We start from the raw sequence: 24,940 nt of genomic DNA, 5'->3' as shown, positions 1-24,940 counted from the left end.
TTCGTCACAGACGATGCGTGTGCAGACATTGGATTGCGGCACGCGCAATGACGCGACACGCGATGACAAAAACCGACCCGCCGCACACGTAAGGTGCACTGATCGACGAGACCTTTCCGGCGCTTCGACGAACGTAGATCTGGCTGGCGTTTGCGTCATACACACGTCATCAACTGGACACACGACCCATTGCGACGCATTCAACGTGGACAGTTTGATCCGTCCTTTGTAATTACGCACACACCTCTCGGCGACATCGGTCCCCGCAAGTACAAGAGAAAGCATCGGCCCGGCGCGCAACTTTGGCGTCGACGTTCGATGCCAGCGAACTGCTGCGTAAAGGTACGCTGCGATTGGCATGGGAAGCGCGAGGAGATGGCACGAAAATACACGTCGCGTCCGGCTCGCATCGCTTTCGTCTGGAATATCCATTGCTGCCCTAAACGACGTCTGTGCGAATCGACCAGCTGATCCGATGGAGAAAACCCTCCGCGGCTGGTTGCGTAGCATTGGGACGACGTCAAAGACGCTGGGAACCACGCGGTCGAACGGCCTGGCAACGCACAGGTATTCGAAACCGGTACGACGCCCGGGGGCATAAGCGGAGGGTCATGTGGTAGCGCTGCCCGCTCCGACTCACGACTTCCATCAATCGAGGGAGCAGGGTCGGGCAGGCTTGCGCGTAACCGGAGCAACCTGATGAAAGCTGTTGTCTATCGAGGGCCGCGCGATGTCAGCGTGGAGAACGTGCCCGATCCAAAAATCGAGCGTCCGACTGATGTGATCGTGCAGATCAGAAGCACCAATATCTGCGGTTCGGATCTGCATATGTTCGAAGGCAGGACCGACTTTGAAAAGGGGAGGGTTTTCGGGCATGAGAATCTCGGCCAGGTCACGGAAGTGGGGCAGGCCGTTGAACGTTTGAAAGTCGGTGACTGGGTGTGCATGCCGTTCAATATCAGCTGTGGGCATTGCAGGAATTGCGAAAAGGGATTGACCGCATTCTGCCTTGCTGCCAATCCTGAGCCCGGCATGGCAGGCGCTGCCTTCGGCTTCGCCGACATGGGACCCTATCAGGGCGGACAGGCGGAATACCTGCGCGTTCCTTGGGCCGATTTCAACTGCCTGAAGCTGCCTCCTGATGCCGAGGAAAAGCAGAACGACTATGTGATGGTGGCCGATATCTTCCCGACCGGATGGCATTGCACCGAGCTCGCCGGAATGAGGCCGGGCGATGCAGTCGTCATCTATGGCTCGGGTCCAGTCGGGCTGATGGCCGCGCATGCAGCGATGGTCAAGGGCGCCTGCAATGTGATGGTGGTCGATCGTCATCCCGACCGGCTCCGTTTGGCGGAATCAATCGGTGCAGTCGCCATCGACGATTCGAAGTGCAATCCAGTCGAGCGGATCAAGGAGCTCACTCATGGGCTGGGTGCCGATGTCGGCTGCGAGTGCGTCGGCTATCAATGCCATGATCCCGCCGGAAAGGAGGTTCCGAATCTGACCATGAATAATCTCGTCCAGTCGGTGAAGTTCACCGGCGGTATCGGTGTGGTCGGGGTATTCACACCGCAGGATCCCGGCGCACCCGATGACCTGGCCAAGAAGGGGCAGATTGCGTTCGACTGGGGAATGTGCTGGTTCAAGGGCCAGCATATCGCCACTGGGCAGTGCAACGTCAAAGCCTACAACCGCCAGTTGCGCGATCTGATTCATGCGGGTAGGGCGAAACCCTCTTTCATCGTTTCACACGAGCTCGAACTGAGCAGGGCGGCTGAGGCCTACCAGCACTTCGACTCGCGCGACCACGGTTGGACGAAAGTAGTCCTGAAGCCAGCGGGATGAGCGCGTTTTCTCATCAGTGAGTGCATGGCGGAGACCTGCATGCAAGCCGGGTTCGACGAAGGTCCAACCGGCCCGGTTTGCGCAGGTCGATCGCAGCCCGACCCGCGATTCGCGCGAGGAGCACGACTGCGCATTCGCGCGGCCACGCCTAATCATTTTCTTGTAGTGTGTTTGGGTTTGCGGTGCCAGAACAGTGTCTCTGTGCGTTCCCATCACAATCTGTTTTTGACTATTCAGATCCATCTACGCACTGCCGTAAACCCTGAGAGTAAGCGCCCGACCGCAGACCGCAACAGTGCCCGACACGATGCGCACGGTACGGTACCCACTCCTTCTCTCAGACTTGCATGAAACTCGCATTCAAGCTCCCCCTCGGTTTTGCCGCGGCACTCTTCCTGATGTTCGCCGGCGCGATGTACGGCCTGTACTCGATGCATCGCTCGCTTGGCGAGTACGACGAGCTTGTGCGCATACACGTCGCGAATGAGCGAATGGCCGCGAATATCCTTGTGAACTTCAAACTGCAAGTTCAGGAATGGAAAGACGTGCTGTTGCGTGGCAAGGACCCCGCGAAACTCGACAAGGGCTGGGCCGCCTTTGAAAAACAGGAACGCCTTGTCGACGAAGAAACGAAAGTGTTGCTTTCAGCGCTTGATGAACCTGGAACGCGTGCGTTGGTCGAGCGGTTTGGCAACGCGCATACAAGCATGGGCAACGGCTATCGCAAAGGACTGGAAGCGTTCAAGGCGAACGATTTCGAGCCGACAGTCGGGGACCGGGCCGTCGCCGGCGTCGATCGCGAACCGGCGCATTTGCTCGGTGAAGTGGTCGAGCAAATCGCGACGAAGACAGCGGCGATGTCGGCGCAAGCCGACCAAGACGCGCGTCGGGCCGGCGCAATCAGTCTGGTGTTGATGATGGGGGCCTTCGCCGCGGGATTGAGCGGTGCGATGCTGTTCAGCCGCTCAATCACGCGACCGCTTGCCACTGCGGTAGAGGTAGCGCGCACCGTTGCGCAGGGCGACCTCACTTCGAAGATAGATGTAGATCGCTCGGACGAACTCGGCGCTTTGCTGAGAGCACTCGCCGACATGCAATCCAGCTTGCTAAGCGTCGTGAGTACGGTGCGTCACAACGCGGACGGCGTTGCGATGGCGAGTTCGGAAATCGCGGCAGGCAATCTGAGTTTGTCCGCACGTACGGAAGAGCAGGCCGCCTCATTGGAGCAAACGGCCGCCAGTATGGAAGAACTGACAAGCACGGTGCGCCAGAATGCCGGGAACGCGGGACTCGCGTCGTCGCTTGCTGAAAAGGCATCTGACACTGCGAGCTCCGGCGGCACCGTGATGCTGAGCGTGGTCAGGACTATGGAAGGTATCAGCGAGAGCTCGTCGGAAGTGAGCGAGATCATCGCGGTCATCGAGGGTATTGCTTTTCAGACAAACATTCTGGCACTCAACGCGGCCGTTGAGGCGGCCCGCGCCGGCGAACAAGGGCGAGGTTTCGCAGTTGTCGCTGGCGAAGTGCGTGCGCTCGCTCAGCGAAGCGCGGCTGCCGCGAAGGAAGTAAAAGCATTGATCAGCCAGTCATCGCAGCGCGTGGCGGCGGGCGCTGAGCTTGTGCACAACGCTGGTGGAATCATCGACGACATCGTGCACTCAGTGCATCAGGTAAAGACAGTCATTGCTGACATCTCGGCCGCGTCGAGCGAGCAGAGTACCGGTATCGAACAGGTTAACCACGCCGTCGTACAGATGGACCAGGTGACCCAACAGAACGCTGCACTGGTCGAACAGGCGTCGGCGGCGGCTCAGGCGATGTCAGAGCAGGCGCGGTCTCTGCGCGACGCCGTCGCGGTGTTCCGCACGAACCATGCACCGCAGTTCGCTGCGCTCGTCTAGTGCGTACGAGGAAGGCCGGCGGCGCGGCGAACTACGGCCGACGCTGCCACCCCGGGCAAGTTTTATGAGTGGTGACTTCGTCGGCGCGCCTGGCGCGGCGAAAGACATACCCGGCGCCAAGCAGGTGAAGTCATCTTGAGCCGTATCCATTGATCCCCTGCATCTAGAGATGGCGGGCAATCCGTCAGCGACCGGCACGCGGCACTACGCCATCTGATATCGCCACCCGGCCCTGTGCTGGCGCTCGCGCGACACTCCTGCCATTCGCACACTGATTGCCAATGATCGGCCAGAACGGCCGTTCGACACTAGGGCCAACCTCCGGCCCCAAAACCGCACAGCCAACGCTCTCCCGCCTTTCCTCGGAAGAAAGGCGATTCTTCGTCTCTCGTCCCCCTTACAGCAAAATTCATACTATTCGCCGCAAACGCAGCAGTTCTCACATCTCAGGCCGATATAGAAAGTAGGAATTGCAGCCTGCAACACAGTGACCGGAAATAATTTCTGATTTCCTCCCTTCTTGAGGTCTGCGCCTAGTGCGTAGCGCAACGAAGGTCAATGTCAGCATCGCCAGGTCTTACGCGCTGAAGCAGGCCAAATCCGCAGTGGAGTTTGGGAAGCGATGTTCTTGATCGTTAGCAGCCCGAACGAAATTCAAAGCTATTTATCGATTGAGAAAATCACCATGGTTAAGCGGCGTCAATTTATTGGAGGGCTCGTTGCCCTCGGCGGAAGTTGTGTTCTTAGCGCCTGCGGCGGAGGTGGAGGTGAGGACAGCGAGGTTGCCGCGCGCACTGCGAGCGGCAATTCCGCCGCGCGTGCCACGGCGCGCACCACCGCCTCGCCTTCGGCAAACGGCACGGCCATGCCGCCCGCCAGCTCCATCATCGACAGCGCGGGCGCGGTCTGGACCATTACGGGCGGCGTGCTTTATAAGAACGGTGTAGTAGCGGGGAACAACTATAACGTTGCGCTCGCCATGTACTACACCGGAGCCGTCTACGCCGAAAACACATCCGGCGAGTTTTACCAATGGAACGGTACGGGCTGGATCAGGTGCGCCGATCCTCGGCTGACCGGCGGCACTTCGGCAGACGGCACCACGATGCCGTCCGCGCCTTACATCATCGACAGTACGGGCGCAAAGTGGACCCTGGTGAACGGCGTCGCGTATAAGAACGGCGTGGTGGCGGGAACGAACTACAACGTATCTCTCGCGCTGTGGTACGGCGGCAAAATCTACCTGCGCAATACCAGCGGTCAGTTCTATGTCAACGCTGAGGTCAAGGCTCAATGGCTCGCCTGCTCGGACCCGCGCGTCACTACCGCACCGGCCCCGGGTTCGTTCTACGGCATGAACGGTCACCACGACTACCTGTACACGCCCGCGCAACTCGTCACTATTCTCAAGACGATGGGCTGCACAATCTATCGTGTCGGCTGCACGGCGGACTCATCGCAACTCGGCCCAGTGACCGACATCGCGCGGACATTCCAGACGGCAGGGCTTCAGGTCTTCGCGTTGATCCAGCAAGGGATGTACGCCAACGACGGCACTCTCTATGCAAGCGAGTCGGCGGCTTACAACGCGGGCTTCAGTTCCGGCGCGACGGTAGCTCGCGCACTCATGCCATACGGCGTGACGATGTACGAATGCGGCAACGAACTGACCCGTGACAGAGCGATCATTCTCGACGACACCAACGCCGGCACCAAGGCTGCCGACTTCAACAACACCAACTGGCCGCTTCTGCGCGGCGTCTTGCGCGGCATGATAGACGGCGTGAAGTCAGTACAGCCATCGGCGAAATGCGGCGTCAATTTTTGCGTGAATGATATCGGCGCATCCGATGCATTGTGGGAAGGCAATCAGCCCGACAGCAGCACGGGTTACCCCAAGGTTCGTTGGGACATCACCACCTGGCATAACTACGAAGTTTATGGCGACATCTTCGCGATTCCCGCCGACGGCCAGAGTCCGGGGTTCGATCTGCCGACCTACTGCAAAGCGCGTTATGGCGTGCCGTTCATCATCAGCGAGTGGAACACGGGTCCGGAGCGGACGCAGGCCTATCGGGCAAATTACATCACGAGCCAGTTGAGCGAGTTCTATTCCGCGAGAAAGACTCACAGCATCCAGTCGGTCATGTTGTATGTGCTCGATAGCGGAAACGATACGTACGGCATCATGCTCGACGGTACGCCCATCACTCCGTCGTATAGCGCGTTCACCGGCTTTATAAAAAGCAATCCGGACGTGTGAGCGGGATCGACATTTAACGGATCAGCGCCGCTCGTTATCCTGCAATGCGCTTGAAACTGGCGTAGTAATCGTCGGTGTAATAGCAGTCGCTGGTTTGCTTGCGCGGTCCACCGCATACGATCCGGCGCGGCCCGCGATCCGTCGAGCCCGGGGTGCGAACCGTGTATGTGTGGTAGTAACCGCGCGGATGCTTGGGCAGCAAAAGCGCGCTGTTACGAAACAGCACACCGTCGTCCGCAAACGGGAAGGGACCGCCCGCTGCGATCAGCCGCAGTGTCTCGGCTGCTTCCCCCGGCAACTGCGCCTTGGTGACGGTGCCCAGTGCGCCCGTCGCCTGCGCGCCTGATGCGGTGAGTGTACCGCTCGCGCCCTGCGCTGGCTGAGCCGGTGATTGGCTCGCGGATGCGCTCGATGCCTCAGTGACGTTTTGCGAACCGCCCTTGCCGCATCCGCCGAGGATCGCGCTCATGGCGACGATGCATGAGAAAGCCCACGCGCTTTTCACGAAACGATCCTCCCTCGTTGACCAGCACTCGACGACCAGGACAGATGTAAAGGTATCGCTAATGGCGGAGCGAATCAACGTTCGACCGGAAGTCGGCATTCGGCACGCGACAACCATGCCCCCGCCATAAAGCGCCTTCAATTGTCAGTGGCCGGTTCGCGCCGGGCGCTCCTGCGCAGAATATCGGCGGGTACACCATACGTCCGCACGAACGCGCGGCGCATACGTTCGCGGTCCGCGAAACCTGTTTCCTGCGCCACCACGTTAATGGTGTGGCGGCCTTGCTCGATCATGAATCTGGCTGCTTCGAGGCGTAATTGTTCGACAGCTTTGGCGGGCGACTGACCGGTCTCGGTGGCGAAGGCGCGGCTGAACTGGCGCGGGCTGAGGTTTGCGACATTCGCAAGTTCCTCGATGGTGAGTGGATTGCGCAGGTTGCGGCGAATATGCGCGAGGACCAATTCGATCCGATCGGATTTCGGCGTCATGTCGAGCAGTGCTGAATGCTGCATCTGGCCACCCAATCGCCGCTGATTCATGACGAGAAGTCTGGCAACCATTTTTGCGGCGTCCGGGCCGAGGTCGTTGTCGAGCAAAGCCAGGGCGAGGTCGATCCCCGCCGTCATTCCCGCCGAAGTCCACAGTGGACCGTCGTTGACAAATATCCGGTCTTCTTCCGTGCGGACATTCGGGAAGCGCGCCCTGAATTCGGACGCGTGTGCCCAATGCATGGTTGCGCGTCTGCCATCCAGAAGTCCTGCCTCGCCGAGGACAAATGCCCCGCTGCAGATCGAGGCTACTCGTCTCGATGCTCTCGCTGCCTCTTTCACGAACGCAACCACGGGAGCATCGGCAGCGGGCATTTTCATTTCAGTAATAGAGCCCACGATGACCGTGTCGAATGCCGGATCGCCGAACGCTTCGGTTTCCAACGTCATACCGCCCGAAGATACAACCGGACCACCGTGTTCGGACAGCAGATGGACCTCGTAGCACGGGCCTCTCGGCGGCATGTTCGCGATCTCGAACACCGTAAGAGCCGCGAGGCTCAACATCTGAAATCTTCTTGGCACTACAAAGCCAATCCGGTGCATATCTGATTCCGCCGTACGCAGTATGAACGTGGTGTGAACGAACGCCGTCTGGGTCGAATTCCCCGATGGCGGACCTGTGAATCCAGATAGCCAGCTTACTGCGGTCGGGCCACGAATGTCTTGAATGGTGGCAACAACGACATGGATCGTAATGGCTCGCGACGTTAAGGTTCAAGCACTTCTCTTAATCGCATCGCAGCTAGCCAAAGGAACATCATCATGTCGAAAATCGTCCGCGCCGCAGCAGTCCAGATCGCGCCTGTCCTGTATAGCCGGGAAGGCACTGTCGACAAAGTCGTCAAAAAGATTCTCGAACTCGGCAAGCAGGGCGTCCAGTTCGCGACGTTCCCCGAAACCGTCGTTCCCTATTATCCGTACTTCTCGTTCATCGAATCGCCTTTTGCAATGGGCGCCGAGCATTACAAGCTGCTCGAACAGGCGGTGACCGTTCCGTCGGATACGATTCGCGCAATCGGCGAAGCGGCGCGCCAGGCCGGAATGGTCGTATCGATTGGCGTCAACGAACGCGACGGCGGCACGATCTACAACACGCAACTATTGTTCGACGCCGACGGCACGCTCGTGCAGCGGCGTCGCAAGCTCTCGCCGACCTACCACGAGCGAATGGTATGGGGAATGGGTGACGGCTCAGGCCTGCGTGCAGTTGATACCGCTGTGGGCCGGGTTGGTCAACTGGCGTGCTGGGAGCACTACAACCCGCTCGCGCGTTATGCGCTGATGGCCGACGGAGAGCAAATCCATTCGGCGATGTATCCGGGTTCGTTCGCCGGCGATCTTTTCTCAGAGCAGATCTCCGTGAACATCCGCCAGCACGCGCTGGAGGCGGGAGCCTTTGTGGTCAATGCGACCGCCTGGCTGACGCCCGAACAGCAACAGCAGATTCTGCACGATACCAATACAACCCAGATCGGCCCGATCTCGAGCGGCTGTTTCACCGCCATCGTTTCACCGGAGGGCGAGTACATGGGTGGCGCGCCGCTGCGTGAAGGAGAGGGCGAGATCATCGCCGATCTGGATTTCTGGCAGATCGACAAGCGCAAACGGATGATGGACTCGCGCGGTCATTACAGCCGTCCCGACGTGCTTGGGCTCGTAATCGATCGGACACCGAAGTTTCATGTCATCGAGCGCTCGGTGCGTGCAGCGGGAGAAGAGCCAGCCAGCGACCTGGAAGAGATCGCGTGAACCGCGTGTGCAATCGCGCAATACCGTCGTCGAATCCGCATCTCGCGAGTGCGATGCGCGAGACGCTTGTGAGTCAACCTGGCCACTTCGAGCCATCAACGCAGGAGTAAGCAAAAATGGACTTCAACGATGTCATGCTGGAGCGCAACGCCGACTTCGCAAACACCACGTTTGCGCCCGATCTGAAGATGATGCCGTCGACGGGAACGGTGGTGGTCGGCTGTGTCGATCCTCGCGTCGATCCCGCCAATGTATTGGGTTTGAAGCAGGGTGAGGCGGCCGTCATTCGCAATGTCGGTGGTCGGGTGAACAAACCGTTGCTTGAAACGCTTGCAGTGCTGAGCGTCGTCGCGAAAGCTGCAGGACGCCCGGACGGTGCGCGCAATCTCGTCCTGCTGCAACACACCGATTGCGGAATTATCGGCTGCTACAAGCACGCGCCCGCCTTGCTCGCGAAGCATCTCGATGTCGAGACGGACGCGCTCGATAAGCTCGCTGTCACGGAGCCATACGAGGCGGTGGCGCTCGATGTCGCCGCACTGCGCGCGAACAGCAACCTTCCCGATAACCTGATCGTGTCGGGACTGGTTTACGACGTCAAGACAGGCCTCGTCAAGGTCGTGGTTCCGCCTTCACCTCTGCGTGAGACGGCAGGCTGAAAGCCGCCTGGACGAAAGAGCCGGCACTTCGCCGAGCGAAGCGCGTCGCGCACGTGTTCACATTCCAATCTGGAGTATGAGATGAAGCATGATGTTTATCTGATTACGGGCGCTACCGGTGCAACGGGCGGTGCCGCTATCGAGGAGCTTTTGTCGAGCGGCGCACACGTGCGCGCACTGGTCCATCGCGACGACGAGCGCGCCGCATCGTTACGCACGAGCGACGTTGAAGTTGTTGTGGGCGATCTGCTCGACAGTCATGCGGTTCAGGCAGCGCTACGCGACGTGACAGGTGCCTATTTCGTGTACCCCATCATGCAACCGCAACTCGTCGATGCGACTGCGTATTTTGCTCACGCGGCGAAGCTTGCAGGGGTGCGCTCGATCGTCAATATGTCGCAGATTTCCGCGAGCGCCGACGCAAGGAGCCATGCATCGCTTGCGCACTGGTATGGCGAGCGAATATTCGATTGGTCCGGTGTTCCCGTTACTCATCTGCGGCCGACACTCTTCATGGAATGGCTGAGTTACGGATTTCAGCGCTCGGAGATCGCGAACCATAACGTGCTGCGCGTTCCCGCCGGTAGCGGCCGTCACGCACCGATCGCCGCCGCCGATCAGGGACGTGTGATTGCTCGCATCCTGCTAAACCTTGAGTCTCACGCGGGCAAGACATATCCGTTGTTCGGCGCGGAGGAACTGGATCACGATCAAATGGCGAGAATAGTCGGCGATGCGCTCGATCGCCCAATGCGTTATGAAGCAGAGAGCCTCGAATCGTTCGAGACGCGTCTCAACCAGTTTGGGTTGCCGCCGTATTTCATCCAGCACATTACGTCGGTGTATCGCGGCTATCAGGCGGGCGAGTTCGCCGGCACTAACGATCTGGTCGAACAGATAACGGGCCAAAAGCCGATTTCCGTCCACGATTACGTCATTGCTAACCGTGAGGCTTTCCAGCCGGGAACGCAACGTTAAGCGCCGCTGAGATGTTCGTTCGACGGTCGCCGCGGTTAAGGCGCCCGTGTGCGCCAGACTCGCGGACGAGTCCGGCGCAACGAAACCGAATCAAACGGCCAACCGCATCAGATCTTCGGATGCTGATCGCGCACGGGGCTCACGGATTCGAGCAATGACGCGATATGGAGGATGGTGGACTCCGCCTGCCAGCTGCCGACGATCTGCACATTGATAGGCAGTGCGTCCTTGCTCGTGCCGAATCGCATCGAAATGCCGGGCAAACCGGTCACGTTGAGCGGAACCGTTGCGCCCTGCAGATACCTGGCGTCGACGGTCTCACCGTTGATCGTGAACGTGTCGACGCCATGTTTGTGGGCAGGGATCGGCAGGACGTGGGTAATCAACGCGTCGTATCTCGTGAAGTATTCGGCGTAGCCGTCCCGCAGACGCTCGGCGGCCTGTTCGGCGTCGATATAGTCCTTCATGGACGTGTCAGGCAACGCGAGCATTGTTCTCGCCATCTTGTACAGTTCGTCCTGACCGTGGCCCGCCGTGGCTTCCGCGAACGCGGGCTTCATCTCCATAACGTGCAGGCGGTTGAACACATCCAGAGCGAAGTCACGTTCCAGCGCGGGAATACTGACGGGCTCGACGATGCAGCCCACGCTCCTGAGCGCTTCCGCCGCCGACTGCACAGTCGCGGCGACTTCGGGATCGACCGGTCCGAAGCCCGGCCCAACCATCCAGCCCACTCTCAACGGTCGATCATGCGAACGCACGACTCCGGCATCGAATTGCACGGTGCCGCTCGCAAAAGCGTCCTGCCCGTCGGGGCCCGCCAACTGCGAGAAGGCGAGTGCAAGGTCGCGGATGCTACGCGCCATGGGACCTACATGCCAGAAGCGGCGCGGTGCCCGCGGCCAGATGCCGGTCATTGGTACTCGCCCGTGCGTTGCCTTGAGCGAGACGATGCCGGTCTGCGCGGCCGGCCCACGCACCGAGATGGCGAGATCAGTGCCGAGTCCCAACGGCGACATACCTGCTGCAATGGCCGCCGATTCGCCGCCGCTTGATCCACCGGGTGTCCGGTCAAGGTCCCACGGATTGTTCGACCGACCGCTAAGCAGGTTGTCGCTCTCAATCCAATAAGAGAATTCGGGCAGATTGGTTTTTGCGAGGAGAATGCCGCCTGCCTTTTTCAGCCGCGGAACGCTCACTGCGTCGGCGTCAGGCACGCGCCCTTTGAAAATAGGCGAGCCGCGCTGCGTCGGCACACCGGCTGTGTCGATCGAGTCTTTGGCAGTGAAGGGCACACCGTGAAGCGGCCCGAGCGTTTGTCCGGATAGCACAGCCGCTTCGGCGGCTTTTGCGGCCTTTATTGCATCGTCTGCGACCGTAACAATGGCGTTGATCTTGGGATCGATCGCTTCAATCCGGTCAAGGTGCGCCTGCATGACTTCAACCGGGGAGATTTCGCGCTTGCGGATCAGTTCTGCCAGTCGCGTTGCATCCTGAAAAAAGATTTCCGAGCTCATAACTTCCTCTATCAGTGGTTGATTCAATGATGTGACTGACGTCCTACCTAACGTTCGATAGGCTGACGCCGCGTTAAAAAAGCCGACGGCTAGTCGGCCTCGAGTCGTTATACCTAACGTTTGTTAGATTGGACTTTAGGCGCTACAATCCGCGCAGTCAACAGTTTTTTTGCGGAGATTTGCCATGAAGAATCAGGCCGCCGGAAGTTCGAGCGACAGAATTGTCGTCGCGGCTACAAGAATGGCGCAGGCTCACGGGTACAGCGGACTGAACATTCGCGACCTTGCGCAGGACGTGGGGATCAAGGCTGCAAGCATCTACCATCACTTCGCAAGCAAGGCCGACCTCGCTGCGGCCGTTGCGAAGCGTTACTGGGAAGATTCCGCGGCGGTGCTGGAAGCGCTTGCGACCGAGTCGGCGGATCCGCTTGTTAGCCTGCGTCGATATCCGGAAACGTTTCGCAAGTCGCTCGAGAGCGACAACCGCATGTGCCTGAGCAGCTTCATGGCCGCAGAGTATGACGATCTCCCCGAAGGAGTGAAAAAGGAGGTTCAGGCCTTTGCAGACGTGAATGTCGCATGGCTGGAAAAAAATCTTCGAGAGGCGAAGATCGTCGACGCACAGCGGGCCCGCCAACGCGCCTGCGCCATCTATGCCGCAGTCGCCGGTGCGCAGCTCATGGCGCGTGGTCGCGCAGACATCGCGCTGTTTGACACGCTCATGGATAGTTATAGGCAGGCCGGGTTGTTGCCGAGCTGACGCTTTACCTCGGCGCGTCTAGACCCCAATGGCAGAATGCAGGCTGCCGGGAGCGAGCGGCGTCTGCATTTCCGTGCCATAACGTCGCCTGAGGACCCGCCCCATTATTGCCGTACGCAATGCGGCTATTAAAGCCATTGCATTGCCAGCATGTACGCGGAGCCGTATCTTCGTTTGCGTTCAAGGAGACGCATATGAAGATCGCATTTCTAGGGGCCGGAGCGCTGGGTTGCGCAATCGGCTCCGCGCTGACCGAAGGCGGCCATGAGACGTGGCTCGTCGACCGGTCCGCCGAGCACGTCGAAGCCATGTCCCGCGACGGTCTGCAAGTCGACGACGAGCGCGGCACGCGCCAGGTCAAGGTCCGGGCGACGATGAATCCGGCAGAAGCCGGTCCCGTCGACCTCGTTATCGTGCTGGTCAAGTCCTTTCACACCGATCAGGCGATGCGCGGCGCGCTCGCTCTCGTCGGTCCGGAAACGGTCGTGCTGTCGTTGCAGAACGGTCTCGGCCACGAAGACGTGTTGAGCGAGATCGTCGGACGCGAGCGCGTGCTCGCCGGCAAGACGTATGTCGGCGGCGTCCTGCGAGGGCCTGGCCATATCCAGGCCGGCGTGACGGGCAAGCTCACGATCATCGGAGAACTCGACGGCCGCATCACGGGCCGTGCGCAAGAAATCGCGGATGTGTTCAACGCCGCCGGTCTGACGACCACGGTCAGCGACAACATTCTCGGCACGATGTGGGACAAGCTGCTCATCAACGTCGCGACGGGCGCGATCACGGGCATCACGCAGCTCACCTATGGCCAGCTCTACGATGAACCTGTTCTGAAAGCGACGTCGCTCGCAGCCGTCGAAGAAGCAATGGCAGCGGCCCGGGCCGCCGGCATCACGCTTTCCATCACGAATGCCGAAGACGCCTGGAACATGGCCGCCGAAGGTCTTCCGCCCGCATTCAAGACATCGATGCTGCAAAGCCTCGAAAAGTCTTCCATCACCGAAATCGACTTTATCAACGGCGCGGTCGTGCGCTGGGGCGAGCGCCTCAACGTGCCGACTCCGGTGAACTCGACGCTCGTCGCCTGCATCAAGGGCATCGAACGGGCGATGACGGACCGCCAGAAACAAGGGGCCGCAGCATGAGCGCGACGAGAGCCTATCTGGAACACGTCGCCATCTGGGTGAAGGACATTCACTGGCACATCGGTTTCTTCGAAAATGTGCTCGGCATGACGATGCGAGAAGTCGACGGCACGCGCGAAGAGCCGCGTCAGTACTGGACGCTGGGCGGCCTGCAGTTCATCAGCGCGCCACAGCATGAGGGCCCCGAGGGACGGCTCGCGCATCTCGGCGTCATGTGCGAAGACCTCGAAGCCGCGCTTGCCGCCGCGCAAGCGTTCGGCGTCACAGAAATGCCGCAAGGCCGCAACTGGCTGCGTCTGCCCGACGGCCTCGCTGTCGAACTCATTCAGGCTAAACCTGCTACGTGCGTTGCGCAGGCGCTGGCGATCAACCCACGCGCGGAGGCGTGAGCATGAGCACCACTACCATCATTGAAAAATACTGGGACGATGCGCGGGAAGGCGACGAGTGCGTGAGCCCCAGCTATACCGTCACGAAAGAACGCATCCTCGCATACGCCGATCTCACAGGCGATCACACGCCGGTACATGTCGACGAGGAATACGCCAATGCGAGCCATTTCGGTTCGATCGTCGCGCATGGTCTGTTCGGATTGTCGATTGCCGACGGCCTGAAGACGCAAAGCGACTATCGCTTTCTGCCTGGCATGTCTCTCGGCTGGACGTGGGACTTTTTGCTGCCGATCAAGGCTAACGACGTACTGCATGTGAAGTTCCGCGTCGGCTCGATGCGCGCGAGCAAGAGCCGTCCGGACTGGGGCATCGTCGTGTTGCCGTCGGAGTTGATCAACCAGAACGGCGAAGTCGTTCAACGCGGCGAACATCGTCTGATGATCCCGCGCCGTCCGGGAGCGAAATGATGCAGGCGCGTCCACTCGAAGGTATCCGCGTTGTCGACTACAGCCACTTTCTCGCCGGTCCCTATGTCGGCCGATGCCTTGCGGCGCTCGGCGCGGAAGTCATCAAGGTCGAGCGTCCCGGCAGCGGCGACGCAGGCCGTCAGCACGCCACCGTCCTCGACGACCAGCAAAGCGCCTACTTCCTGCAGCTCAACATGGGCAAGCGCGGCGTGAGCGTCAACATGAAAGATCCGCGCGGCAAGGCGTTCATGCAGCGTCTGTGCGATTCCGCCGACGTGTTCATCGAGAACTACCGGCCGGGCGCGCTGGACAAGCTCGGGCTCGGATACGCCGCGTTGTCCGAGCGCAATCCGGGACTCGTCTACTGCTCGATTTCCGCGTATGGACATACCGGACCGGATGCGCATCGCGCGGGCTTCGGCCTGATTGCGGAAGCGAAGAGCGGCATCATGCAGATGATCGGCAACCCCGGTGAGCCGCCGCCGCTCATGCGTATTTCGCTCGGCGACATGTACACCGGCATTCATGCGGTCGCGGCTGTCAACGCCGCGCTGCTCGGCCGGGTGAAGAGCGGACGCGGCCAGCACATCGACATGGCGCTGTATGACGCACTATTTTCGATGCATGAATATGCGGTGCAGTGCTACACGATGCAAGGCGTGGTGCCGGAGCAAACGGGTCACGACATGCCGACATCGACGTTGTACGGCGTGTTTCGCGCGGCCGACGGCGATCTCGTCATCGCGGCGCAAGTGGACGATTCGTGGAGGCGCTTCGCCACACTCGTCGAGCAACACGGCGGTCCGGCTGGCTTCGGCAACGACGAGCGCTTCCATAGTCTGAACGGACGGAATGCGAATCGCGAGGCCATTCTCGCAGTCGTTCAACCGTGGGTAGCCGAGCGGCCTGTCGCGGAAGTGCTGGCCTTGCTCGACAGCGTCGATGTGCCGAGCGCGAAGGTTCAGCGCATCGATGAAGTTGTCGCCGATCCGCAGATCGTCGCCCGTGGCATGGTGATCGAGCAGGACCATCCGCGCTTCGGAAAACTGCGTCTGCCGAACCTTCCGTTCCGCTTCTCCGACTGCGATACGTCGATACGCGAAGTCGGCCCCGATCTCGGGCAGCACAACGAGGAAGTGGCTCAGTCGCTGGGCTTCAGCGCGGCAGAGATCGACGCGATGCAGACCGATGGCGTGCTCTTCTCGAAGCCGGGTGCGCAATGAGCGATCGATACGCGGTAATCGGCAATCCGATTGGACATACGAAATCGCCGCTGATCCACGGTCTTTTCGCAGAAGAGACCGGACAGGACATGACGTATGACGCCATCGAAGGGCCGCTGGAGCCGGCCAATGCCTTCGACGATACGGTGAGAACTTTCATCGCTGCGGGCGGCAAGGGCATGAACGTCACTGCGCCGTTCAAGCTACAGGCATTCGCCATGGCCGACGAGCGCAGCGAAAGGGCTGCCCTCGCGGGGGCCGTCAACGCGATGAAGTTCGAGAACGGGCGCATCGTGGCGGAGAACTTCGACGGCGTCGGACTCGTGCGTGACATTGAAATCAACCTGCATCAGCCGATGGCGGGCAAGCGCGTGCTGGTCCTGGGCGCGGGCGGAGCGGTGCGCGGCGCGCTGCTGCCGTTCATCGCGGCGCGGCCTGCACGACTCGTCATTGCTAACCGGCACGTGGACAAGGCGAAGGCGCTCGTCGAACAGGTTGCGGCTGACGCAACACTCGTCGCGTGCGGCTATGCGGAGCTTGAATCGATGGGACAGTTCGACCTCGTCGTCAACGCGACGTCCGCGAGCCTGACCGGGCAGCGGCCGCCTGTTCCGCCGAGCGTCTTCAGCGCGAGCGGCACGGCGTATGAACTCGCGTACGGGAAGGGTCTTACGCCGTTCCTGCGGCTAGCGCGTCACGCGGGCGTGCAAGGTGTCGCGGATGGCGTCGGCATGCTGGTCGAACAGGCCGCCGAAGCGTTCGCATGGTGGCGAGGTGTTCGTCCGCGCACGCACGCGATTATCGACCAACTGACCGTTCCGCTGGATTGACGCGACGAGAAAACGCCGCGTGCAAAGCGAGACATATGACGGAGTTTCGTTATCGCGAGTAGGCTGTGGCTTATAACCGGTCGTCGCGTTCGCTATCGTGTTCAATCTGATCTCGATGTGGGCGATTCACGCCGGCTCGGAAGACATGGAGAGTGATATGAAGAAAACGCGTATCGCCGTAGCGGGTGCCGGCTATATCGGTCTCGAGCATATTCGTGTCGTCCGGGAAAACGCGACTTGTGTCCTGTCGGCGGTGGTCGATCCGTCGGACGCCGCGGCCGACATTGCCGCGAAAGCACATGTGCCGCATTACCGCTCGCTCGATGAACTCTTCAGACAAGATCGTCCGGACGGTGTGGTTCTTGCAACGCCGAACACGCTTCACCTGGAACACGCGCGCTTGAGCATGCAGGCAGGTGTGCCGATGCTGCTGGAGAAGCCGATAGCGTCCACGGTGGACGAGGCAGAAGCACTCGTTGCCGATGCCGACCGCTATGGCGCAAGCGTGCTGATCGGTCATCACCGCGCGCACAGTCCGATCATGGCGCGCGCAAAGGCGATCATCGACGAAGGCAGGCTCGGCTCGATAGTCGCGGTTATGGGCAGCGCAATGTTCTTCAAGCCCGATCAGTATTTCGAGGACGCGCCATGGCGCAAGGAACCGGGCGCAGGCCCGATTCTGCTCAACATGATTCACGACATCCACAACCTGCGGATGCTATGCGGCGACATCGTGGCGGTCCAGGCGTTTTCGTCAAACGTGACGCGCGGCTATGCAGTCGAGGATACCGTCGCCGTCAATCTACGTTTCGCGAGCGGCGCACTGGGCACGTTCCTGTTATCGGATACGGCCGCCAGCGCGCGCAGTTGGGAACAGACCTCGCAAGAAAACAAGGCCTACGCGTCCTACGCTGACGAAGACTGTTATGTGATCGCCGGCACGTTTGGATCATTGTCGATTCCGACCATGCGCCTCAAGACCTACGGGAAAGCTGAGGATCGATCCTGGTGGAAGCCGTTCGATGTCGGCATGGAGGCCGTGATGCGCGACGATCCTCTCAAGTATCAGATGGAACACTTCGGGCAAGTCGTGCGAGGCGAGGCGAAACCCATCGTTACCGCGCGCGACGGCCTGCAAAATCTGCGCATTACCGAAGCGGTCGTGATGGCAGCGAAAACCGGCGCCGTTGTTGAAACGACGCCAGTCTAAACATCGTATGGATAACTCATGAAAACTTTCCTCATGCTGCACGGCATTAATCACAACATGTTCGGCAAGCGCGATCCGGTTCAATACGGAACTGCCACGCTCGCCGACATCGATGCTCAACTTCAGGCGCTGGCCACGGAGCTTGGCGTCACGGTGGAGAGCTACCAGACCAACAGCGAAGGGGACATGTGTGCGCGGATCCATCAGGCTTTCGTCGATAAAGTCGATGGCGTGCTGATCAATGCCGGTGCATGGACGCACTATAGCTATGGCATTCGGGACGCGCTCGCCATCCTGACCGTACCCATCGTCGAGATACATATGTCGAACATTCACGCCCGCGAAGCCTTTCGCCACCATTCGGTGTTCGCCGAAATCGTGAAGGGACAGATTTGCGGCTTTGGTATAGACAGCTACTCGCTCGGACTGCGGGCGGCAGTGTCGGCTGCCGCCTGATAGCTGATGCGCCGGGCGAGGCGCGGGGTGCAAGTTACAGGAATATGCGCTTAAGCATAATTCAATGAATACAATGGCGACATTACATTCGACAATATCGCCATGAATAGCCCCGAGCTACCTGATCTCAAGCTACTGCAGCTCTTCGACCTGCTGTACGACGTGCGGAGCGTCACGCGTGCTGCCGAGCAGCTTGGGCAGAGTCAGCCCACGGTCAGCATCTGGCTGGGGCGTCTACGGGAACACCTGCAGGACCCGCTGTTCGTCCGTACACCAGGCGGGATGACGCCGACGCCGCAGGCGGATGCGCTGATCGGACCGTGCAGGCAGATACTGGAGTCGCTTCGCCGGTTTTCGGCGTGGGAGATATCGTTCGACCCGAACACGGCAAAGCGCCGGTTTCGCATCTGCATGACGGATGCGAGTCACATCACGCTGCTTCCCAGGATGCTGGCACATGTGCGCGCCCACGCGCCGGGCATTCGGCTGGAAGCCGCGAGAATCGATGGGAACACGGAGCGCGCGCTCGAATCCGGCGAAGCCGATCTGGCGATCGGGCATATACCGTGGCTCGGCAGTGGCATGTATCAGCAACAGCTCTATATGCAGGACTGGGTCTGTCTCGCCAATCCTGACCATCCACGTGTGCGCACCAGGCTCAGCATCAAGCAGTACTGTCGCGAGGGGCACGTGACCATTGCCGCCGGGACGGGCGCGCAATTGCTCGAGCAGGCGCTGTTGCGCGAGAACATAGAACGGGATGTTGTGCTCGAGCTTCCGGGCATGCTCGGGCTCGGCTCGATCATCAAGTCGACCGATCTGATCGCCACGTTGCCACGAAACATCGGGGAGACATTGGCAAGAGTGAACGACATTGCAGTTCACTCCTGTCCGTTCCAGGTCGATAAATTCGCAGTCCGGCAGCATTGGCATGCGAAGTACCATCACGAGGCGGGCAATCGCTGGTTGCGCTCCGTTGTGGCCGACCTGTTTTCGAGCAGGAGTTAGCTCGTGTGAGCCGGCCGATATGAAATGACCTGAGCGCCGTGCGAGCCGACACACATCGCGCTCTCAGGTCACAGAGCTCTTGCCTGCAAGACGCAGCACATCTTCCAGATCGTCGAGACCGACCGGTTTGGTCAGATGCAAATCGAAGCCTGCTGCTGCGGTCCGCGCGCGGTCTTCGCTGGTGCCGAGTCCTGTCATCGCCGCGATCACCGCGCCGGGCTCCTGCAGGGCTGCGCGAATCTGCGGTAACGCATCGAAGCCGGTGATCTTCGGCATCGAAAGATCGAGAAGGACAAGCGCTGGTTGCCACTGTTTCGCGAGCTCGACGGCAGCGGCGCCGTCGTACACTGCGCGCGATTCATGGCCGAGCACTTCTACGAGCGCGGCCATGCTGTCCGCAGAGTCGTTGTTGTCGTCGACAACGAGTACGCGCAGGTTTGCTTGTTGCGGTGCGACGGGCGGATTCTCGCGTGTCTCTTCGTCGGCAACTTCGCTTTCGTACCCCGGCAGCCATACTGTGAACGAACTGCCTTTGCCGCGTCCTGCACTACGCGCGTCGATATGCCCGCCGTGCAGATCCACAATTGCACGCGCGAGCGTGAGTCCAATGCCAAGGCCGCTTTTATCGGCCTGTTCTTCGGTCGGCGTTTCCTGCACGAACAGATTGAACATCGCATCGATCGCATCGGGCTCGATGCCGCGGCCGGGGTCGTCAATACGAATGGCGAGTAGCCGTGCTGATCGAAATACCGTCAAGTCGATTGACGCACCAATGGGACTGAACTTCGATGCGTTGTTCAACAGGTTCTGCACGACCTGCACCAGACGCGTGAGGTCGCCGTTCACGCGCATCGGCTCTTCGGGCATCGACACGTTCAATGTCTGGTTGCGCGCTGCCAGAAGCGGCGCACTGCCTTCTATGCTGAGCTGAACGACTGCCTGCAACGTGCACGGCGTAGGCGTGATGTGTACGCGGCCGAGCGTCACGCGCCCGGCGTCGAGCAGATCGTCGACCAGACGGGTGAGGTGCGACAGCTGACGGTCTATAAGCTCGTGTTCTGGCAGAAATGCTTCGTGCCCCTTCGATTTGAGTTGCAGCATGCTAACGGCGTTGCGCAGTGGAGCGAGAGGATTACGCAATTCATGCCCCAGCAGGCCGAGGAACTGGCTCATACGCTGGCTTGATGCTTCGAGTTCTTCCATGCGCCGCCGCCGCGACATGTCGCGCGTGATCTTCGCAAAGCCTTGCAGCGCGCCGTTGGGATCGCGCAGCGCCGTGACGATGGTGTTGGCCCAGAAGTTCGTGCCGTTCTTGCGCACACGCCACTCTTCCATTTCGCTGCGGCCTTCGCGCGCGGCCTGGTCGAGGTCTTTCTGCGGCCTGCCCACTGACACGTCTTCGGGCGTGTAGAAAAGCGAGTGTGGCTTGCCGATTACTTCGTCGGCATGGTAGCCCATTACATGCACGGACCCGGCACTCCAGGTGGTGATGAGCCCGTCGGCGTCGAGCAACGTGATGGCGTAATCGCTGATCGCATCGACAAGCACACGAAAGCGCTTGTCGAGATCGCGCGCGTTAAAGCGCTCGGTGATGTCGCGAACGAAGTACGCGAGTTCTTTACTGCCGTCATATTGCACAGCGGCCACGGAAAGTTCTGCCGGGAATTCGCTGCCGTCGCTTCGCGCGGCAGTCAGTTCTGTGCGCGGACTGTGTCCGGGCTGCTTCCGGTCGAACTCGAAGATGTCCAACTGAGCGTACTCGGCCTTGCAGCGCTCGGGGAATAGCAGTGACAGCATGGGCTGGCCGATCACGGCGTCGCGTGAATAACCGAACGTGCGGTTCGCCGCATCGTTCCAGTCGATGATGATGCCGTTCGAGTCCGTGCAAATGAAAGCGTCATGCGTAGTGTCGAGCACGAGTCTGCGGCGGCGCAGGGAGGAAGCGAGTCTCTTGTCCGCGGCTTCGCGCAAACCGATTTCGGTACGCAGCTTTGCGATGGTGATCGCGTTTTCTTCGATCAGTGTCCGGTTCTCGGCAAATACGCGCTGATGCGCCATACCGGACGCGACGAGCGAAGTGATCCGCTCGAGAGTTTGAATGTCTTCGGCAGAGAACGCATCGTGAGTGTCGGCCATCAGCTTGACGACGCCTGCCACTTCCGCGTGGTAGGCAAGCGGCGCGACGATCATCGAAGCGGCTCCCACTCGCTCGCACGCCTGCCTGTCGACGCGAGGGTCGTTAGAAGTGTTGCGGCAATAGAGCAGCTTGTTCTCGACAGAGCACAGACCCGAGAGACTCCCCTCGCGCTTCAGGCGCAAACCGACGTGCCGCGCTATCGACCCGCTGCATGCGCGGTACACCATGTCGTCGCCGTCGACCCATTCCACTACCGATGCGTGGGCCGCGGGCACCAGATCGAGCAGCGCGTCGGTCACTACGGAAAAGAAGGTATCCAGATTCAGCTTGGTCGCCGCGATCTTCGAGTGGGCGTTAATGAGTTTGAGTAGCCGGGCGTTGGTAGAGCGCTCGGCTGCGAGTTGTACGGCGATATCGCTTTCGACTTGCGGATCTTGACTTGTGGTCATCTTCAATAACTCCATGCGAGTGTCGCTCGCGTGGCAGAGTAAAACACAGGCGATCTGAAATATTTATACACGTTTGCACGAGCAAGGTATGAGCCGAGCCGCAATTATGCTAAAGGCATGTCGTGACATGTCCACGTGCGGACTAAGGGACAATAGTAGCGGACCACTTTGATGGCAAGCCGACCGCGCGACTCCTTGCATGGTGCTGGAAGTTCGGAAAAACATGCGATCCGCACTCTCCTAAGTAGTCCTGATACGTAAATCGGATTTGTAGAGCGCACAGTGAATTACGTTGAAAGACGGGAGCGAGCGCACGAGCGCCTTGTAAGCGAGCACGCTTTCTTGCACGAGGTATTGACAATGGGAGAAAAAGCGAAATCGATGTTGATAGGCAACTTGCCGGTTTTCCATAGCGAGAATATTGCTGTCTATTGCCCGGCCGCTTGGTGCTGAGTTTGGATCTTGTTGAGGGTTACCAATGCAGTGGTTGCCGCGCTTGGGGACCGCGCCAATTCATGCACTCGCGCCCTTATCTTAACGGCACTCTGACGGCGGCGTCGAACATGGATCAGCGAACGCTCAGTCCGCTCTTTTTTCGGTACAAATTACGCGTACTTTTGTTCCATTTAGGTAAAAACAGGGTTTTTCTGGATACAAGGTAACGCGCCAGCGGACGATAGTGTGTACATGTTTAATTCGTCGGAGCAAAGCCGTGGCAGCGGGATTTCTTACTCATCAACAGATCTTCGATTCGAGCGTGGCGCATCTTATGAACCAGGGGAACGCCGCGCTGCTTCCGCGGGGCGGCGGCGCGTACCGCGGCCGTTGCGGCGGATGCCCGATCGGCGCAATGATCCGTCCGATTGATTACCGCACGTCGATGGAAGGAGTGCCGGTTCGCTATGTCCTCGCCGACGCGCTGCAGATTCCCACCTACATGGACGCAGGGGTCGCTGCACTGAAGCGCGCACTGTTGCGCGCACGCCTCAATATCTATTCGCCACAGACCGTCGAATTGTTGAGCTGTCTGCAGAACGTTCATGACGTCTTCGGCATCTGGGAATGGGATGAGCGGCTGCGCTCTATCGCGCGCAGATTCGGACTGTCGGCGAATAGCTTGCAGCGCGCTGCGTGAAGATGCGGAGCAGTTTCATGACAAGCCTCCAGCAGATCTTCACAACGGTGCGCTCGCATCTCCTCGCGCAAATGGCAGTGTCGGAAGACGACAGCGGCAGTTGTCGGTTGCGTGGGCGCGATGGCCGCCGCTGCGCGATCGGCGCGCTGATTCACGACGAGCACTACTCGCCCGCGTTGGAAGAATTCGGTATTGGGTACTACCAGGCGGGCGAGGGTGGTCCATTGCTTCACGCGTTGGCAATGTCGGGCGTCAATGCTTACGAACCACGCGTTATCGCGCTTCTGCAAGACCTGGAAGACGTCCATGATGGGGGCGACGTTGCACAGTGGCACGCACAGTTCGAGGACGTCGCGCGGCGACATCTGCACGAGCGTGCAGTCGAAACGGCAGCCTGGCCAGAGTTGGCAGAAGCCGCGTAAAGCTCGCTGCAATCGCGCCGGTCGTGCAGAGAGATCGTCATGCGCGGTTGAGGCCAATTCAGCGAAATTCACGCCTTCGGGTGGCCGTCTTAGCGCGTGATGCCAAGGGGTGCGAAATAACTGCATGCATGGTCGCTTTTGTCCGCGGGACGGCGAGGTCCGTCCAGTACTTCAGCGTACCGAAGATACTGCCGGCGGTACTTTGTCGGATCGTCCTTTCACCGTGCTCTCAATCGAGCCCACTACACGGCATTCCGGTGAGTTGCTTGATAAAGTCGGGCCCATTCATCGAGTGAGCTTGATATGCTTAGAGGAAAGCCATATTTCCTTGTATGGCATTCAGGTAATGGTCTATGCTTGAGCGACCAGACACCGACAATCCGTGTGAGATCAAGATGGCCACAGGTAGGGAAGCTACGGCGCGAGAGGCTGCAGAAGGGCAGGGTATGCGGCAGATCACCTCCGCGCCGGCAAAACTCGATGCGACAGATCGCAAACTGCTCAACCTGCTCGCAGACGATTCCACCCGAAGCTACGCCGAATTGGGAGCCCTGCTGTATCTGTCTGCGCCGGCGGTGCATGAGCGTGTCAAACGACTTAAGCGCGAAGGCGTCATCAAGAAGACAGCTTGTTCGCTCGACGGCTCTAAGCTGGGCAGGCCATTGCTTGCCTTCGTGCACGTCGACACGCCGAGTTATCTCGTCACGCGCCATCTCCTCAAGTTGAAAGAACTCCCCGATGTTGAAGAGATCCACACCGTGACGGGCGATAGTGCCATGCTGCTAAAGGTCCGTACGCGGGATACGCAGACGCTCGAGGATCTATTGGAGCGGATTCACTCTATCGAGGGTTTCACCGGCACACGAAGCTACATTGCGTTGTCTACCTATCTCGAGCGCGGGCCGAGCCCTGTCGAGTAACTTCGTGCGCGTGCTGCTTGGCACAAATGCGACATGACTGTCCAATGCGTCCTGCAGAAGCCTGCTGCTATCCATGCCACTCGGCAGTTGTAGCCAGACGAACATTCCGCTTTCCGGCCGAGTCCATTCCACACCTTCCGGCATAAACGCCTGTAGCGCGAGCAGCATATCGCGCAGTTAAGTTTGCGACGAGATCGGCTCAATTATGTGCCACCGTTTTTACGCGCGATGCGGCTTGTCGGTCCAATCGATGAATATCCATAAGCTGTTCGGCGGCGCGCCCACGGCTATGCTGTCTCTCGACCAATTCGATTAACGGTATCTGGTGGAACGCCGTTCGGAAGTTCTTATTGCCGCTTTGGCAAGGTGTCCTCTCGCATGAAGAGTGTCGGCCATATCTGCCATGAGCGAAAAAACG

Annotated in this window: 22 protein-coding genes; 18 read left to right on the top strand and 4 right to left on the bottom strand. The window is 59.8% G+C overall.

The annotated features are described in order from the left end of the window. Positions 1 to 699 precede the first annotated feature (699 nt). From SB753_RS05665 to SB753_RS05655, 3 genes are all read left to right on the top strand, one after another. Complete coding sequence (locus SB753_RS05665) at positions 700 to 1,845, top strand: glutathione-independent formaldehyde dehydrogenase (protein WP_020066725.1); 1,146 nt, start codon at positions 700 to 702, stop codon at positions 1,843 to 1,845. A gap of 347 nt (positions 1,846 to 2,192) precedes the next feature. Next, positions 2,193 to 3,746 (top strand): methyl-accepting chemotaxis protein, encoded by a 1,554-nt coding sequence (locus SB753_RS05660; protein ID WP_410799393.1) that lies wholly within the window; start codon positions 2,193 to 2,195, stop codon positions 3,744 to 3,746. A 685-nt stretch (positions 3,747 to 4,431) separates the two neighbouring features. Continuing rightward, the gene (locus SB753_RS05655) at positions 4,432 to 6,009 is read left to right on the top strand and encodes a hypothetical protein (protein WP_410799630.1); all 1,578 of its coding nucleotides are present in this window, start codon (positions 4,432 to 4,434) and stop codon (positions 6,007 to 6,009) included. Between the two features lie 34 nt (positions 6,010 to 6,043). On the opposite strand, the gene SB753_RS05650 is transcribed toward SB753_RS05655, so the two are convergent. Both SB753_RS05650 and SB753_RS05645 read right to left on the bottom strand, forming a co-directional pair. Then, the gene (locus tag SB753_RS05650) at positions 6,044 to 6,514 is read right to left on the bottom strand and encodes a ribonuclease (RefSeq protein ID WP_410799391.1); all 471 of its coding nucleotides are present in this window, start codon (positions 6,512 to 6,514) and stop codon (positions 6,044 to 6,046) included. Positions 6,515 to 6,651: 137 nt separating this feature from the next. After that, a complete protein-coding gene (locus SB753_RS05645; RefSeq protein WP_027804418.1) occupies positions 6,652 to 7,608 on the bottom strand; it encodes a GlxA family transcriptional regulator in 957 nt (318 codons plus the stop codon). A 219-nt stretch (positions 7,609 to 7,827) separates the two neighbouring features. Between SB753_RS05645 and SB753_RS05640 the strand changes: the two genes are divergently transcribed. The 3 genes from SB753_RS05640 to SB753_RS05630 all read left to right on the top strand — a co-directional run bounded on the left by SB753_RS05640 (position 7,828) and on the right by SB753_RS05630 (position 10,451). After that, complete coding sequence (locus SB753_RS05640) at positions 7,828 to 8,814, top strand: nitrilase-related carbon-nitrogen hydrolase (protein ID WP_410799389.1); 987 nt, start codon at positions 7,828 to 7,830, stop codon at positions 8,812 to 8,814. Between the two features lie 116 nt (positions 8,815 to 8,930). Further along, on the top strand, positions 8,931 to 9,473 hold the full coding sequence (locus tag SB753_RS05635) for a carbonic anhydrase (protein ID WP_088174152.1): 543 nt from the start codon (positions 8,931 to 8,933) through the stop codon (positions 9,471 to 9,473). Between the two features lie 81 nt (positions 9,474 to 9,554). After that, on the top strand, positions 9,555 to 10,451 hold the full coding sequence (locus tag SB753_RS05630) for an NmrA family NAD(P)-binding protein (protein ID WP_410799387.1): 897 nt from the start codon (positions 9,555 to 9,557) through the stop codon (positions 10,449 to 10,451). Between the two features lie 107 nt (positions 10,452 to 10,558). Here the strand turns inward: SB753_RS05630 and SB753_RS05625 are convergent, their stop codons facing one another. Continuing rightward, positions 10,559 to 11,968, bottom strand: a complete 1,410-nt coding sequence (locus tag SB753_RS05625) for an amidase (protein WP_410799385.1) — start codon at positions 11,966 to 11,968, stop codon at positions 10,559 to 10,561. A gap of 184 nt (positions 11,969 to 12,152) precedes the next feature. Here SB753_RS05625 and SB753_RS05620 point away from each other — a divergent pair, with 184 nt between their 5' ends. The 9 genes from SB753_RS05620 to SB753_RS05580 all read left to right on the top strand — a co-directional run bounded on the left by SB753_RS05620 (position 12,153) and on the right by SB753_RS05580 (position 19,459). Next, the gene (locus tag SB753_RS05620) at positions 12,153 to 12,728 is read left to right on the top strand and encodes a TetR/AcrR family transcriptional regulator (protein WP_410799383.1); all 576 of its coding nucleotides are present in this window, start codon (positions 12,153 to 12,155) and stop codon (positions 12,726 to 12,728) included. A 194-nt stretch (positions 12,729 to 12,922) separates the two neighbouring features. Continuing rightward, positions 12,923 to 13,873 (top strand): ketopantoate reductase family protein, encoded by a 951-nt coding sequence (locus SB753_RS05615; protein WP_410799381.1) that lies wholly within the window; start codon positions 12,923 to 12,925, stop codon positions 13,871 to 13,873. After that, positions 13,870 to 14,262, top strand: a complete 393-nt coding sequence (locus SB753_RS05610) for a VOC family protein (RefSeq protein WP_087751956.1) — start codon at positions 13,870 to 13,872, stop codon at positions 14,260 to 14,262. The genes SB753_RS05615 and SB753_RS05610 overlap by 4 nt, the downstream gene beginning before the upstream one ends. A gap of 2 nt (positions 14,263 to 14,264) precedes the next feature. Beyond that, positions 14,265 to 14,732 carry a MaoC family dehydratase gene (locus SB753_RS05605; RefSeq protein ID WP_088174157.1) on the top strand — a complete coding sequence of 156 codons (468 nt, stop codon included), beginning with the start codon at positions 14,265 to 14,267 and terminating at the stop codon, positions 14,730 to 14,732. Beyond that, positions 14,732 to 15,955 (top strand): CaiB/BaiF CoA transferase family protein, encoded by a 1,224-nt coding sequence (locus SB753_RS05600; protein ID WP_410799379.1) that lies wholly within the window; start codon positions 14,732 to 14,734, stop codon positions 15,953 to 15,955. Before SB753_RS05605 ends, SB753_RS05600 begins: the two co-directional genes overlap by 1 nt. Continuing rightward, on the top strand, positions 15,952 to 16,785 hold the full coding sequence (gene aroE, locus SB753_RS05595; protein ID WP_088174159.1) for a shikimate dehydrogenase: 834 nt from the start codon (positions 15,952 to 15,954) through the stop codon (positions 16,783 to 16,785). Before SB753_RS05600 ends, aroE begins: the two co-directional genes overlap by 4 nt. A gap of 157 nt (positions 16,786 to 16,942) precedes the next feature. Continuing rightward, positions 16,943 to 17,995: a Gfo/Idh/MocA family protein gene (locus SB753_RS05590; protein WP_410799377.1), complete on the top strand. Its 1,053-nt coding sequence runs from the start codon at positions 16,943 to 16,945 to the stop codon at positions 17,993 to 17,995. A gap of 18 nt (positions 17,996 to 18,013) precedes the next feature. Next, positions 18,014 to 18,451: a type II 3-dehydroquinate dehydratase gene (gene aroQ / locus SB753_RS05585; protein WP_020066709.1), complete on the top strand. Its 438-nt coding sequence runs from the start codon at positions 18,014 to 18,016 to the stop codon at positions 18,449 to 18,451. A 102-nt stretch (positions 18,452 to 18,553) separates the two neighbouring features. Further along, the gene (locus SB753_RS05580) at positions 18,554 to 19,459 is read left to right on the top strand and encodes a LysR family transcriptional regulator (RefSeq protein ID WP_020066708.1); all 906 of its coding nucleotides are present in this window, start codon (positions 18,554 to 18,556) and stop codon (positions 19,457 to 19,459) included. Positions 19,460 to 19,522: 63 nt separating this feature from the next. Here the strand turns inward: SB753_RS05580 and SB753_RS05575 are convergent, their stop codons facing one another. Beyond that, the gene (locus SB753_RS05575; protein WP_410799374.1) at positions 19,523 to 22,045 is read right to left on the bottom strand and encodes a PAS domain S-box protein; all 2,523 of its coding nucleotides are present in this window, start codon (positions 22,043 to 22,045) and stop codon (positions 19,523 to 19,525) included. 769 nt (positions 22,046 to 22,814) lie between these two features. Here SB753_RS05575 and SB753_RS05570 point away from each other — a divergent pair. The 3 genes from SB753_RS05570 (at position 22,815) to SB753_RS05560 (ending at position 24,522) form a co-directional block, all read left to right on the top strand. Beyond that, the gene (locus tag SB753_RS05570; RefSeq protein ID WP_051120923.1) at positions 22,815 to 23,180 is read left to right on the top strand and encodes a hypothetical protein; all 366 of its coding nucleotides are present in this window, start codon (positions 22,815 to 22,817) and stop codon (positions 23,178 to 23,180) included. A 17-nt stretch (positions 23,181 to 23,197) separates the two neighbouring features. Further along, a complete protein-coding gene (locus SB753_RS05565; protein WP_310066263.1) occupies positions 23,198 to 23,602 on the top strand; it encodes a hypothetical protein in 405 nt (134 codons plus the stop codon). 446 nt (positions 23,603 to 24,048) lie between these two features. Then, positions 24,049 to 24,522, top strand: a complete 474-nt coding sequence (locus SB753_RS05560; RefSeq protein ID WP_288826526.1) for an Lrp/AsnC family transcriptional regulator — start codon at positions 24,049 to 24,051, stop codon at positions 24,520 to 24,522. The last annotated feature ends 418 nt before the right edge of the window (positions 24,523 to 24,940 follow it).

Source organism: Paraburkholderia sp. SIMBA_053 (genome assembly GCF_046534895.1).
Taxonomy (GTDB): domain Bacteria; phylum Pseudomonadota; class Gammaproteobacteria; order Burkholderiales; family Burkholderiaceae; genus Paraburkholderia; species Paraburkholderia caledonica.
This window is presented reverse-complemented; position numbering and strand designations above follow the sequence as displayed.

Excerpts from the sequence above, each read along its gene's own strand:
- SB753_RS05575 (WP_410799374.1), bottom strand. The coding sequence starts at position 22,045 with ATGACCACAAGTCAAGATCCGCAAGTCGAAAGCGATATCGCCGTACAA.
- aroE (WP_088174159.1), top strand. The coding sequence starts at position 15,952 with ATGAGCGATCGATACGCGGTAATCGGCAATCCGATTGGACATACGAAA.
- SB753_RS05580 (WP_020066708.1), top strand. The coding sequence starts at position 18,554 with ATGAATAGCCCCGAGCTACCTGATCTCAAGCTACTGCAGCTCTTCGAC.
- SB753_RS05610 (WP_087751956.1), top strand. The coding sequence starts at position 13,870 with ATGAGCGCGACGAGAGCCTATCTGGAACACGTCGCCATCTGGGTGAAG.
- SB753_RS05660 (WP_410799393.1), top strand. The coding sequence starts at position 2,193 with ATGAAACTCGCATTCAAGCTCCCCCTCGGTTTTGCCGCGGCACTCTTC.
- SB753_RS05665 (WP_020066725.1), top strand. The coding sequence starts at position 700 with ATGAAAGCTGTTGTCTATCGAGGGCCGCGCGATGTCAGCGTGGAGAAC.
- aroQ (WP_020066709.1), top strand. The coding sequence starts at position 18,014 with ATGAAAACTTTCCTCATGCTGCACGGCATTAATCACAACATGTTCGGC.
- SB753_RS05635 (WP_088174152.1), top strand. The coding sequence starts at position 8,931 with ATGGACTTCAACGATGTCATGCTGGAGCGCAACGCCGACTTCGCAAAC.
- SB753_RS05655 (WP_410799630.1), top strand. The coding sequence starts at position 4,432 with ATGGTTAAGCGGCGTCAATTTATTGGAGGGCTCGTTGCCCTCGGCGGA.
- SB753_RS05560 (WP_288826526.1), top strand. The coding sequence starts at position 24,049 with ATGCGGCAGATCACCTCCGCGCCGGCAAAACTCGATGCGACAGATCGC.
- SB753_RS05565 (WP_310066263.1), top strand. The coding sequence starts at position 23,198 with ATGACAAGCCTCCAGCAGATCTTCACAACGGTGCGCTCGCATCTCCTC.
- SB753_RS05640 (WP_410799389.1), top strand. The coding sequence starts at position 7,828 with ATGTCGAAAATCGTCCGCGCCGCAGCAGTCCAGATCGCGCCTGTCCTG.
- SB753_RS05620 (WP_410799383.1), top strand. The coding sequence starts at position 12,153 with ATGAAGAATCAGGCCGCCGGAAGTTCGAGCGACAGAATTGTCGTCGCG.
- SB753_RS05645 (WP_027804418.1), bottom strand. The coding sequence starts at position 7,608 with ATGCACCGGATTGGCTTTGTAGTGCCAAGAAGATTTCAGATGTTGAGC.
- SB753_RS05590 (WP_410799377.1), top strand. The coding sequence starts at position 16,943 with ATGAAGAAAACGCGTATCGCCGTAGCGGGTGCCGGCTATATCGGTCTC.
- SB753_RS05625 (WP_410799385.1), bottom strand. The coding sequence starts at position 11,968 with ATGAGCTCGGAAATCTTTTTTCAGGATGCAACGCGACTGGCAGAACTG.
- SB753_RS05605 (WP_088174157.1), top strand. The coding sequence starts at position 14,265 with ATGAGCACCACTACCATCATTGAAAAATACTGGGACGATGCGCGGGAA.
- SB753_RS05600 (WP_410799379.1), top strand. The coding sequence starts at position 14,732 with ATGCAGGCGCGTCCACTCGAAGGTATCCGCGTTGTCGACTACAGCCAC.
- SB753_RS05630 (WP_410799387.1), top strand. The coding sequence starts at position 9,555 with ATGAAGCATGATGTTTATCTGATTACGGGCGCTACCGGTGCAACGGGC.
- SB753_RS05615 (WP_410799381.1), top strand. The coding sequence starts at position 12,923 with ATGAAGATCGCATTTCTAGGGGCCGGAGCGCTGGGTTGCGCAATCGGC.
- SB753_RS05570 (WP_051120923.1), top strand. The coding sequence starts at position 22,815 with ATGAACCAGGGGAACGCCGCGCTGCTTCCGCGGGGCGGCGGCGCGTAC.